Annotated in this window: 1 protein-coding gene (cut by both window edges); it reads left to right on the forward strand. The window is 69.8% G+C overall.

Every position in this 13,967-nt window falls within one protein-coding gene, locus ON40_RS05105, for a non-ribosomal peptide synthase/polyketide synthase, read on the forward strand. The gene is 50,220 nt long; 15,939 of those nucleotides lie to the left of the window and 20,314 to its right, leaving coding positions 15,940-29,906 in view, spanning codon 5,314 (complete) through codon 9,969 (partial); the first complete codon in view begins at position 1. Both the start codon and the stop codon lie outside the window.

Here is a 13,967-nt window from a genome sequence, read left to right on the forward strand (position 1 = left end):
GTGGTGCTGGACCGAATCCCGTTGACCGTCAACGGAAAACTGGATCGCCGCGCGCTGCCCGCACCCGCGGTGCAGGCCCGTGCCTACCGTGCGCCGGAGACGCCGGTGCAGGAGGCGGTGGCCGCGGTCTTCGCCGAGGTGCTCGGCATCGAGCGGTCCGCCGGACGCGGCGTCGGCCTGGACGACGACTTCTTCGAACTGGGCGGCAACTCGCTGATCGCGACCCGCGTGGTGGCGCGGATCGGCGCGGCGCTGGGCACCACGGTGGCCGTGCGCGCGCTGTTCGAGGCGCCGACGGTGGAGGCCCTGGCCGCCCGGGTGGAATCGCACACCGGTGACGACGCCGGGCCGCGGCTGGCCCCGCGCCCGCGCACCGGCACCGACCTGGTGCCGCTGTCGTTCGCGCAGCAGCGGATGTGGTTCCTGAACCAGTACGACAAGTCCTCGGCGGCCTACAACCTGCCGCTGGCCATCCGCTTGTCCGGCGAACTCGACACCGCCGCACTGCAATTGGCGATCTTCGACGTGGTGCGGCGGCACGAGTCGCTGCGCACCCGCTATCCCGAGCACGGCGGTGCGCCGACCCAGCTGGTGGTGGCCGCCGAACAGATCGCACTGGACCTGCGCGCCTACCCGATCGGCGCGGACGAGCTGGCCGCGGCGCTCGCGGAGTTCGCGTCCATCGGATTCGATGTGGCCGAACAGGTTCCGCTGCGCGCCCGGCTGTTCCGGGTGCAGCCGGACGAGCACGTGCTGGTCGTGGTGGTGCACCACATCGCCGGTGACGCCATCTCGATGACGCCGCTGGCCCGCGACCTGATGAGCGCCTACACCGCGCGCACCCAGGGCAGCGCTCCCGGCTGGGCTCCGCTGCCGGTGCAGTACGCCGATTTCGCGATCTGGCAGCGCGAGGCGCTGGGCACCGAGGACGATCCGGACTCGCTGCTGTCGGGTCAGCTCGGCTACTGGCAGGGCGCACTGGCCGGTATTCCGGACGAGCTGACCCTGCCCGCGGATCGCCCGCGGCCCGCGGTCGCCTCGCATCGCGGCGCGACGCTGTGGCGCACGCTGTCCCCGGAGCTGGTCTCGAAGCTGGAAGAGGTTGCCCGCCAGCGCGGTTCGTCACTGTTCATGGTGATGCACGGCGCGCTGTCGGTGCTGCTGGCCCGGCTGTCCGGCGGCGACGACATCGCCGTGGGCACCCCGGTCGCCGGACGCGGTGAGGCCGCGCTCGACGATCTGGTCGGCATGTTCGTCAACACCCTGGTGCTGCGCACCGAGGTCGATCGCGCCGAATCGTTCGGCACACTGCTCGAGCGGGTGCGGCACACCGATCTGGAGGCGTTCGGCAACGCCGACGTCCCGTTCGAACGGCTGGTGGAGCTGCTCGCGCCCGAGCGGTCGCAGGCGCGCAATCCGCTGTTCCAGGTGGCGCTGTCGTTCCAGAACATGGAACGCGCCGGACTCGAGCTGCCGGGCCTGACGGTTTCGGCGCTGGATCTGGACGAGAACATCGCCCGCTTCGACCTGCAGTTCACCCTGTCCGAGCGGGATGCGTCCGGGATGTCCCTGGCGCTGACCTACGCGACCGAACTGTTCGACGAGGCCACGGCCGCGGAGTTCGTCACCCGCTGGCAGTGGGTGCTCGAGGCGATCGCCGCCGATCCGGAGGTGATCGTCGGGACCATCGAGATCATGGAGCCGGCCGAACGCACCGAGATCGTCTCCCGCACAGGCGGTCCCGCGCTCGCGCCGAGCACGCTGCCCGAACTGCTGGCCGCGGCCGTCTCGCGCGATCCGGCCGCGCCCGCAGTGGTGTTCCGGGACATCCGGCTGACCTACGGCGAACTCGACGAACGCTCGAATCGCCTGGCGCGCTTGCTGATCGATCGCGGCCTGGGCACCGAGGACCTGATCGCGATCGCGATTCCGCGTTCGGCGGACTCGTACTTCGCCGAATGGGGCGTGACCAAGTCGGGTGCGGCCTTCGTGCCCATCGACCCGTCCTATCCGGCCGACCGCATCGAGCACATGATCACCGATTCGGGCACCCCGATCGGTCTGACCGTGGCCTCGGTGCGCGCGGATCTGCCGGATTCGGTGCAGTGGCTCGTCCTGGACGAGCTGGACCTCGACGCGTTCGACGCTGCGGCGGTCACCGATGCGGACCGGGTGCGCCCGCTGCGGCCGTACAACCTCGCGTACGTCATCTACACCTCCGGTTCCACCGGTGTGCCCAAGGGCGTGGTGGTGCCGCACGCGGGTCTGGCCAACTTCAGCGCCGAGCAGGTCGCGCGCTACCGGCTCGACTCCGATTCGCGCACACTGCATTTCTCCTCGCCGAGCTTCGACGCCTCGCTGATGGAGCTGCTGTTCGCGGTCGGTCCCGGCGGCACGCTCGTGATCGTGCCCACCGGCGTGTTCGGCGGTGAGGAGCTGTACGAACTGATCCGGCGCGAGCAGGTCAGCCATCTGTTCATCACCCCGGCGGCGCTGGCGACACTGGATCCGGCCGGACTGGACAGCCTGCGGGTGCTGGCGGTCGGCGGTGAGGCGTATTCGCCGGAACTGCTGGCCAAGTGGGCGATTCCGCTGGGCGGCCCGGAGGGGCCGATCCGCCGCTTCCACAACATCTACGGCCCGACCGAGACCCAGATCGTGGTCAACATCGGTGAGCCGCTGCTGCCCGGCGACGCGCTGACCATGGGCGGGCCGAACCGCGGCGTGGGTTCGCTGGTGCTGGACAACCGGCTGCAGCCGGTGCCCGACGGCGTCGCCGGTGAGCTGTACGTCTCGGGTATCCAGGTCACCCGCGGTTATCACGAGCGGGCGAGTCTGACCGCGGACAAGTTCGTGGCGAACCCGTTCGCGCCGGGGCAGCGGATGTACCGCACCGGTGACGTGGTGCGCTGGACCTCGCGGCAACTGCCGGACGGCGCGCAGGAGCACCGTCTGGAATATGTGGGCCGCTCGGACTTCCAGGTGAAGGTCCGCGGGTTCCGGATCGAGCTCGGTGAGATCGACGCCGCGCTGACCTCGCACGAGACCGTCGACTTCGCCGCGACGATCGGCCATCGCAGCGCCGCGGGCGCGACCTCGCTGGTGTCGTATGTCGTTGCGGCACAGGGACATGCGATCGACGTCGCGGCGCTGACCGAGCACATCGGCAAGCGGCTGCCCGCCTACATGGTGCCCGCGTCGGTGATGGTGCTGGATCACATCCCGCTGACCCCGGTCGGCAAGCTGGACCGCCGGGCGCTGCCCGAACCGGTCTTCGCCTCCGAGGCCGCCTTCACCGCACCGCGCACTGCGCTGGAACATACGCTCGCCGAGGTCTTCGCCGAGGTGCTGGGCATCGAGCGGGTCGGCATCGAGGATTCGTTCTTCGCGCTGGGCGGCGACAGCATCGTGTCCATCCAGCTGGTCGCGCGCGCCAAGGCGCGCGGGGTGGTGTTCTCCCCGCGCGACGTCTTCGAACAGCGCACCGTGGCCGCCCTCGCCGAGGTCGCCACCACCACCGACGCCCAGGGCGACGTGGTGGCGCGACTGGCCGAACTGCCCGGCGGCGGTGTCGGCACGATGCCGCTGACCCCGGTGGTCCGGTTCATGGTGGAGCGGTCCGGCGGTATCGGGCGCTTCAATCAGACGCTGGCACTGGAACTTCCGATCGGCATCGACCGCGCGGGCATCGCCGCGACGGTGGCCGCGGTCATCGACCGGCACGACATGCTGCGCGCACGGCTGCGGCGGCACGCGGGCGCGGAATGGATCATCGAGACGGCCGAACCCGGCACGATCGATGCGGACGCGTTGATCGACCGGGTCGAATTCGACGCCGGGGCCGACCAGGACGCGATCTTCGAGATCGCCCGCACCGCACTGGATGCCACGCTGGACCGGCTGGATCCCGAAGCGGGCGTGGTGATCCGGTTCGTCTGGCTCGAGCCGGTCTCCGCTTCGGGCGCCGAGCGTGCCGGACGACTCGTCGTCGCCGCGCACCACATGATCATCGACGGTGTGTCCTGGCGAATCCTGGTGCCGGACTTCGTCACCGCCTGGGGACAGCTGTCCGCCGGACAGACCCCGGAGCTGGCCGAACCGGGCACCAGCATGCGCACCTGGGCCCACGCTCTCGAACAGGTCGCGACCGAGCGCACCGGTGAGCTGGAGCGCTGGCGGGCCGCGGTCGAGGGGCCGGACCCGCTGCTGACCGCGCGTCCGATGGATCCGGCCATCGACGTGTCCGGCGTCATCGCCCGGCATCACGTGGAGGTCTCCGCGGAGGTCACCCGCGCACTGCTGACCACGGTTCCGGCGCTGTTCCACGGTGGCGTCAACGATGCCCTGGTGACCGCGCTGGTGCTGGCGACGGCCGCATGGCGCGCCGAGCGTCTCGGCGAGGCCGACGCGGAGGGTATCGATTCGCTGCTGATCCGGCTGGAAGGCCATGGGCGCGAAGAGGATCTGGTTCCGGGCGCGGATCTGTCCCGGACCGTCGGCTGGTTCACCGCGATCTATCCGGTTCGGGTGGATCTGTCCGAGATCGATATCTCGGCCGCGCTGACCGGCGGTCCCGCCATGGGCCGCGCGATCAAGGCGATCAAGGAACAGCTGCGCGAGGTCCCGGACAAGGGCGTGGGCTACGGCCTGCTGCGCTACATGAACGCGGACACCGCCGCACAGCTTCCGGCGCAGCTGCCGGGCCAGGTCAGCTTCAACTACCTGGGCCGGGTCTCCGAGGGCGGCGTGCCCGAGGCGCTGCGCGGCTTCGGCTGGGTTCCCGCACCCGAACTGGGTGCCCTCGGCGGCGACTACGACGCCGATATGCCCGCGATGGCGCCCCTGGACATCAATGCCATCGTGGTCGGCGATCAGCTCACCGCCAACATCGGCTATCCGACCACGCTGCTCGGCGACGAGGCGGTCGCGGGCTTCGGCCGGTTGTGGATCGAGGCCGTGGAAGCGGTTGCGCGCCACGCGGATTCCGCGCAGGCGGGCGGGCACACCCCGTCCGACTTCGCCCTCGTGCGCAGCACCCAGCAGGACGTGGACGACTGGGAACGCCGGTTCCCGGCGCTGACCGAGGTGTGGCCGCTCTCGGCCCTGCAGGCCGGTCTGCTGTTCCACGCTCAGCTCGCCGCCACCTCGGTCGACGTGTACACCGCGCAGGCGGTGCTCACGCTGACCGGCCGGGTGGACGCGGATCGCCTGCGCGCGGCCGCGCAGGCGCTGGTGGATCGCTACGAGAATCTGCGCACCGCCTTCGTCACCGATGCCCAGGGCAATCCGGTGCAGCTGGTTCTGGACGGTGTGCGGGTGGCCTGGGCCGAACACGACGGCCGTCCGGCGCACGCGCGCCCGGGCGCGACGGCGAGCGAGATCATCGAAGCCGACCGCACGCAGCGGTTCGATCTCACCGAGCCGCCGCTGATCCGGTTCACGCTGATCCGGGTGGGCGAGGCCGAATGGCAGCTCGCGGTGTCCAACCACCACATCCTGCTGGACGGCTGGTCGATGCCGCTGCTCATGCGGGATCTGCTGGTGCTGTACGCGACGCACGCCGACACCGCCGCGATGCCCGCCGTGCGCTCCTACCGGCACTTCCTGGAATGGGTTGCGCAGCAGGATCATTCGGCGTCGGTCGCGGCCTGGGCCGCGGCGCTGTCCGGAGTGTCCGAGCCGACCCTGCTGACCCGCCCCGACTCCGGTCGCGAGATCACCTCGCTGTCCGGTGAATACCTGTTCGAGCTGGACCAGGCCGCCACCGCTCGGCTCACCGAGCTGGCGACCCGGCTGGGCGTCACCCCGAACACGGTGCTGCAGGTCGCGTGGGGAATTCTGCTGGGCCGCACCACCGGTCGCGACGACGTGCTGTTCGGCACCACGGTCTCGGGACGTCCGGCGCAGCTACCGGGCGTGGAATCCATGGTCGGTCTGTTCATCAACACCGTTCCGGTGCGGGTGGACATCGACCCGACCGAATCGGTGCGCGCACTGCTCACCCGGACCCAGGGCGAGCAGGCCGACCTGCTCGATCACCACTACGTCGGCCTGGCCGACATCCAGCAGGCCGCCGGAATGGGCGGGCTGTTCGACACCCTGGTCGTGTTCGAGTCCTATCCGGTGGACTCCGAGGGGATCCGGGCGCAGGCGGCCGATATCGACGGCATGGCCGTCACCGGGCTCGAGGCCGCCGATGCCACGCACTACCCGCTGACGCTGATCGCGCAGCTGGACGCCCGGGCCGGCGACGCCGGGCAGAGCCTGCGGATCCGCGCTGGATATCTGCAGGACCTGTTCTCCGAGAGCGCCGTTCGCCGCATCGCGGGCCGGTTGATTCGCGTGCTGAGCGCGATCACCGACGATCCGGAGGCGCCGGTGGGCGATATCGCCCTGCTGGACGACGCCGAACGCGATCTGGTGGTCACGCGGTGGAACGACACCGCGTACCCGCTGCCCGATCCGGCCGCGACCCTGGTGTCGATGTTCGAGGCACAGGCCGCCCGCACGCCGGAGGAGCCCGCGCTCACGTTCGAGGGGACAACTCTGTCCTACGCCGAATTCACCGCGCGCGTGCACCGCCTGGCGCGCTGGCTGGTGGAGCGCGGTGTGGGTGCGGAAACCTTCGTCGCCCTGGGCATGCGCCGCTCGATCGATCTGGTCGTCGGCATGTACGCCGTCGCCGCGGCCGGTGGTGCGTATGTGCCGCTGGATCCGGATCACCCCGCCGAGCGCACCGAATACATCCTGCGCACCGCGGATCCGGTCTGCGTGCTCACCTCGGGTGACGACCTGGAGATCGATACCGCGCAGGTGCGCATCGACCTGCTGGAGCTGTCCGGCTACGCGATCGAGCCGCTCACCGACGACGATCGCCGCTACCCGTTGCGTGCGGCCGACACCGCGTACGTCATCTTCACCTCCGGCTCGACCGGCCGCCCGAAGGGTGTCGCGGTGCCGCATTCGGCGATCGTGAACCGCCTGGTGTGGATGCAGTCCGAATACGGCCTCACCGCTGATGATGTGGTGTTGCAGAAGACGCCGTCGACGTTCGACGTGTCGGTGTGGGAGTTCTTCTGGCCGTTGCAGATCGGCGCCCGGCTGGTGGTGGCCAAGCCTGATGGTCATCGTGATCCGGCGTATCTGGCGGAGCTGATCGCGGCCGAGGGCGTGACGGTGGCGCACTTCGTGCCGTCCATGCTGTCCGTCTTCGTCGCCGAATCCGCTGTGGCGCAGTGTCGTTCGCTGCGGATGGTGTTCTCCTCGGGTGAGGCGCTGGCGCCCCGGTCCGCGCATCGGTTGCGTGAGCTGACCGGTTCCGCGGTGCACAACCTGTACGGCCCGACCGAGGCCGCGGTCGACGTGACCTATCACCAGGTCACCGCGGCCGACCAGGAATCGGTGCCGATCGGCCGTCCGGTGTTCAACACCCGGGTATACGTGCTGGATTCGCGATTGCAGCCGACTCCGGTTGGTGTCGCGGGTGAGCTGTATCTGGCGGGCACGCAGCTGGCGCACGGTTACGTCCGCCGGTCCGATCTGTCCGCGGATCGGTTCGTGGCCAACCCGTTCGGTGACGGCGAGCGGATGTACCGCACCGGCGACCTGGTCTATTGGACCGGCGACGGTGAACTGGAATACCTGGGCCGCACCGACTTCCAGGTCAAACTGCGCGGTCTGCGCATCGAACTCGGCGAGATCGAATCCGCGCTGACCGCCCTGCCCGAGATCGGCCAGGCCGTGGCCGTGGTCCGCCACGACGTGCACACCGGCGATCAGCTGGTGGCGTATGTCGTTGCGGCCGGGTCGATCCTGGACACCGACGAGGTGCGCGAGGAACTCGGCCGCCGCCTGCCCGCCTACATGGTGCCCGCGCTGGTGATGGTGCTGGACGAGCTGCCGCTCAACGCCTCGGGCAAGTTGGACCGCAAGGCGCTGCCTGCGCCGGTGTTCGAGGCGGCGGTGTTCCGCGCGCCGACCACGCCGGTGGAGGAGATCGTCGCCGAGATATTCGCCGAGACACTGGGTGTCGCGCGCGTCGGCCTGGACGACGACTTCTTCGCCCTGGGCGGGAACTCGCTGATCGCCACCCAGGTCGCGGCGCGGCTGTCGGCCGCGCTCGACACCGACCTGAGTGTCCGCGAGATCTTCGAGGCGTCCACGGTGTCCGCGCTGGCCGCCCGCGCCGAATCCGGGACCGGCGGCTCCACCCGCAAACCGCTTGTGCCGCAATCGCGTCCGGAGCGGATTCCGCTGTCGCTGGCTCAGCAGCGGATGTGGTTCCTGAACCGTTTCGACCCGGAGTCCGCGGTCGACAACATCCCGGTCGTGGTCCGGATGTCCGGTCTGCTGGACCGGCAGGCGCTGCATATCGCGGTCGCCGACGTGCTGGCGCGGCACGAATCACTGCGCACCCGGTATCCCGAGGCGGCGCTGGACTCCCGCGAGCCGGCGCTGGCGGCGTACCAGGAGATCGTGCCGACCAGCCGGGTGATCCCGGATCTGACGCCGATCGAGATCACCGAGGCCGAACTGCCGGGTCAGCTGTCCGAGCTGGTGCTCACCGGTTTCGACGTCACCGCCGAGGTGCCGCTGCGGGCCCGCCTGTTCGAGGTGAGCCCGACCGAACACGTGCTGGCCGTGGTGGTGCACCACATCTCCGGTGACGGGTTCTCCATGGGCCCGTTCGCCCGCGACGTGATGACCGCCTACGGCGCCCGCGTCGACGGCGGCGAGCCCGCCTGGCAGCCGTTGACGGTGCAGTACGCGGACTACGCGCTGTGGCAGCGCGAGGTGCTCGGTTCCGAGGGTGACTCGGAATCGCTGATCGCCCAGCAGATCTCGTACTGGACCGAGGCGCTGCGCGGTCTGCCCGAGCAGCTGGACCTGCCGTCCGACCGGCCGCGTCCCGCGGTGGCCTCGGGCCGCGGCACGATCCACACCTTCGAGATCGACGCCGAAACCCAGGCCCGTCTGGCGGAGCTGGGTCGTCCGCACGGCGCGACCATGTTCATGGTCGTGCACGCGGCGCTGGCGGTGCTGCTGTCCCGGTTGAGCGGTGAAACCGATATCGCGATCGGTACGCCGGTCGCGGGGCGCGGTGAACGCGCGCTCGACGACATGATCGGCATGTTCGTCAATACGCTGGTGCTGCGCACGGAGGTCGAGGCGCAGTCGAGCTTCGCCGATGTGCTGCACGCGGTCCGCAGTGGCGACATCGCCGCCTTCGGACATGCGGACCTGCCGTTCGAGCGGTTGGTGGAGATCCTCAATCCGACGCGTTCGCAGGCTCGGCATCCGCTGTTCCAGGTGATGCTGTCGCTGCAGAACACCGGCCGGACCACGCTGGAGTTGCCCGGCCTGACCATCCACGGCGTCGAATTGCCCATCGAGACGGCCAAATTCGATCTGCAGCTCGAGCTGACCGAACGGATGCAGGCCCCCGAGGGGACCGGTGGCGGCATCCCCGCGCCCGCGGGGATGAGCGCCAAGTTCATCTACGCCACCGACCTTTTCGACGCCGACACCATCGCCCAGTTCGCGCGGCGGTTCGTACGGCTGCTCAAGGCCGTTGCGGTGACCCCGGATCGGCCGGTCGGCGATCTGCCGCTGCTGGATGCGCGGGAGGCCGAACTCGAACTGCGCGTGTGGAACGACACGCGTTTCGATCTGGACGCCGCGCTCGCGGGACGTGCCGCGACGCTGCCGTCGATGTTCGCCGGACAGGCTGCGAGCACGCCGGACGAGCCCGCGCTCACGTTCGAGGGGACAACTCTCTCTTACGCCGAGTTCGCCGCGCGTGTGCGTCGTCTCGCGCGCCGGTTGATCGAGGCGGGCGTCGGCCCTGACGTGCCGGTGGCCCTGGGCCTGCGGCGTTCGCTCGAACTGGTCGTGGCCATCCACGCGGTGGTCGAGGCCGGTGGCGCGTACGTGCCGCTGGATCTGGAGCAGCCTGCCGAACGCATCGCCCACGTGCTCGACACCGCGCGCCCGGCATGCGTACTCACCACTGCCGCAGACGAATTCGCGCCCGAGGGCGTGCCGGTACTGCTGCTCGACGAGCTGGATACCTCCGGCTACTCCGACGCGCCGGTCACCGACGCGGAGCGGATCAGCCCGCTGCTGCCGCAGCACATCGCGTACGTCATCTTCACCTCCGGTTCGACTGGGCGTCCGAAGGGTGTGGCGGTTTCGCACGGGGCGATCGTCAACCGTCTGGTGTGGATGCAGTCCGAATACGGGCTGGTCGCGGATGACGTCGTATTGCAGAAGACGCCGTCGACGTTCGACGTGTCGGTGTGGGAGTTCTTCTGGCCCTTCCAGATCGGCGCCCGGCTGGTCGTCGCCAAGCCCGACGGTCATCGTGATCCGGCCTATCTGGCGGAGTTGATCGCGGCCGAGAGTGTGTCGGTGGCGCACTTCGTGCCGTCGATGCTGTCGGTGTTCGTCGCCGAATCCGCTGTGGTGCAGTGCCGTTCGCTGCGGATGGTGTTCGCCTCCGGTGAGGCGCTCGGTCCGGAGGCCGCGCATCGGTTGCGTGAGCTGACCGGTTCGGCGGTGCACAACCTGTACGGCCCGACCGAGGCCGCGGTCGACGTCACCTATCACGAGGTGGCCGATGCGGACGTCGACCTCGTGCCGATCGGCCGTCCGGTCTTCAACACCCGTGCGTACGTGCTGGATTCGCGGCTGCGGCCGGTCCCGGTGGGTGTCGCGGGCGAGCTGTATCTGGCGGGCGCGCAGCTCGCGCGCGGCTATGTGGGCCGCACCGACCTGACCTCGGATCGGTTCGTGGCCGATCCGTTCGGTGAGGGCGGTCGGATGTACCGCACCGGTGACCTGGTCGCCCGTGCCGCCGACGGTGAGCTGATCTACCGCGGCCGTACCGATTTCCAGGTCAAGCTGCGCGGTCTGCGTATCGAGCTCGGCGAGATCGAGGTCGCGCTGCGGGCGCACGAGACCGTCGCGCAGGCGGTGGCCATGGTGCGCTCCGACGATCGCACGGGCGCCCGGCTCGTCGCGTACGTCGTCCCCGCCGAGCAGTCGGGTGCCGAATTCGATTCCGCCGGATACGATCTGGCCCTTCGGACACATCTGACCGGACTGCTGCCGTCCTACATGGTGCCCTCGGCGATCATCGTGCTCGACGCGCTTCCGTTGAGCCCCAACGGCAAACTGGACCGTCGCGCGCTGCCCGCGCCGTCGTTCGAGGTGCGCGAATTCCGTGCCCCGTCCACGCCGATCGAGGAGATCGTCGCGCACACCTACGCCGACGTGCTCGGTCTGGGCACGATGGTCGGCGTCGACGACGACTTCTTCGAACTCGGCGGCAACTCGTTGATCGCGACCCAGGTCGCGGCCCGCCTGTCCGCCGCGCTCGACACCCGGGTTCCGGTCCGGCTGTTGTTCGAGGCGTCCACGGTGGGCGTGCTGGCCGCACGCGTGGAACGTCAGGCCGGGTCCGGTCACCGCGCGCTGGTGGCGGGCCCGCGGCCGGAACGGATTCCGCTGTCGCTGGCGCAGCAGCGGATGTGGTTCCTGAACCGGTTCGACCAGTCCTCGGCCGCGTACAACGTGCCGATGGCGGTGCGGTTGCGCGGTGCGGTGAACGTCGCGGCGCTGCGGTCGGCAATCGGCGACCTGGTGGCTCGCCACGAGGTCCTGCGCACGGTGTATCCGGAGATCACCGCGAGCGGCTCGCAGGCCGGCGGCCCGGTGCAGGTGATCCTGCCCGTCGGGCAGGCCGTGCCGGAGCTTGAGGTCACCGCGGTAGCCGCGGACGAGATCGAGGCGGCGATGGCCGGGCTGATCTCGACGAGTTTCGATGTCACCGGCCAGGTTCCGCTGCGGGTCGCGCTGTTCGAGATCACCGGCACGGATTCGGTGGAATACCTGCTCGCGATGGTGGTACACCACATCGCCGCCGACGGCTCGTCCATCGGCCCGCTGACGCGGGATCTGATGTCGGCGTACGTCGCTCGCGCGATGGGCGAGGCGCCGGGCTGGGCCGCGCTGGCCGTGCAGTACGCCGACTACAGCATCTGGCAGCGTGAGCTGTTGGGCTCGGAGGACGATCCGGAATCGTTGGCCGCCAAGCAGATCGCGTACTGGCGCACGGCCCTGGCGGATCTGCCCGATCAGCTGGACCTGCCCGCGGATCGGCCGCGGCCGGCGGCGCAGACCTTCGCCGGCAGCCGGGTCGAGGTGCGGATCGATGCCGAGATCCACCGGGCGCTGGCCGAACTGGCGCGCACCGAGGGGACGACGCTGTTCATGGTCGTGCACACCGCGTTCGCGGTGCTGCTGGCGCGGCTGTCCGGCACCGACGACATCGCCATCGGTACGCCGATGGCCGGTCGCGGCGAGGCGGCGCTGGACGACATGATCGGCATGTTCGTGAACACGCTGGTGTTCCGGACGCGGATCGATCTCGGCGAATCCTTCACGGATCTACTGGCGCGGCAACGGGAAACCGATATCGCGGCCTTCGCGCACGCCGACGTGCCGTTCGAGCGGCTGGTCGAGGTGCTCAACCCGGTCCGCTCGACCGCGCGGCATCCGCTGTTCCAGGTCGGCCTGTCGTTCCAGAACCTGGCCCAGGCCGGACTCGAACTGCCCGGCTTGACCGTGTCGGCGCTCGAGCTCGACACTCGGCAGTCGCAGTTCGATCTGAACCTGATCGTCGCGGACGCCTACGGCGAATCCGGTGCGTCCCAGGGCATCAGCGGTTATCTGACCTATTCCACCGATCTGTTCGACCACGCCACGGTGCAGGGCTTCGTCGATCGCTTCGTGCGGATGCTGGGTGAGATCACCGCCGATCCTGCCGCGGCGGTGGGCGATATCGATCTGCTCGACGGCGCCGAGCGCAGCCGGATCCTGGTGCAGCGCAACGCGACCGATCATGCGGTGGACTTCTCCGCGACGCTGGCCTCGCTGCTGGCCGCGACCCTGGGCGCCCGCTCGGACGCGGTCGCCCTGATCGGTCCGGACGGCGGTCGGATCACCTTCGACGAGCTCGATCGTCGGGTGAATCGCCTTGCGCGCCATCTGATCTCGCTCGGCGTGGGGCCGGAGTCGCGGGTGGCGCTGGCCTTCGACCGGTCGGTGGATCTGGTCGTGGCCATGTACGCGGTGGTGACCGCCGGTGGCGCGTACGTGCCGCTGGGCCCGGATCAGCCCGCCGAACGCACCGGCAACATCCTCGAGACCGCGGCGCCGATCTGTGTGCTGACCAATGCGGAGACCGGGTTCGGCACCGAGGTCGCGCCGGTGGTGCGCATCGATGAGCTGGATCTGTCGGGCCTCTCGGATGCGGCGATCGACGCCGGTGAGCGGACCGGACGACTGCGTCCGGACAACACCGCGTACGTGATCTTCACCTCCGGCTCGACCGGCCGGCCCAAGGGCGTGGCCGTCTCGCACGGCGCGATCGTGAACCAGATGCTCTGGGAGGTCGCCGAATTCGGCCTCGACGACAACGACGTGATGCTGCTGCAGACCGCGGCCACCTTCGACGTCTCGACGTGGGAATTCTGGGCGGGTGCGCTGACCGGCGGCCGCCTGGTGATCGCGGCGCCCGACGGGCACCGCGACGCGGCCTACATGAACGACCTGATGGCCCGCGAGGGCGTGACCACGCTGGGCACCGTGCCCTCGATGCTGGACGGTCTGCTGACCGAATCGGCCGACGCACTGTCGAGTTCGCTGCGACGGGTGCTGGCGATCGGTGAGGCGCTGCCGGGTTCGGTGGCACAGCGCTTCCTGCGGGCGAACGCTTCGGGCCTGTTCAACGTGTACGGCCCGACCGAGGCGGCGGTCTCGATCACCAACCACCAGGTCACCCACGACGAGGCGAGCTCGGTCTCGATCGGTGTGCCGGAGTGGAATTCTCGTGTCTACGTGCTGGATTCGCGGTTGCGGCCGGTGCCGGACGGGGTGGCCGGTGAGCTGTATCTGGCCGGTGT

The organism is Nocardia jiangxiensis NBRC 101359, assembly GCF_000308615.1.
Classification (GTDB): domain Bacteria; phylum Actinomycetota; class Actinomycetes; order Mycobacteriales; family Mycobacteriaceae; genus Nocardia; species Nocardia jiangxiensis.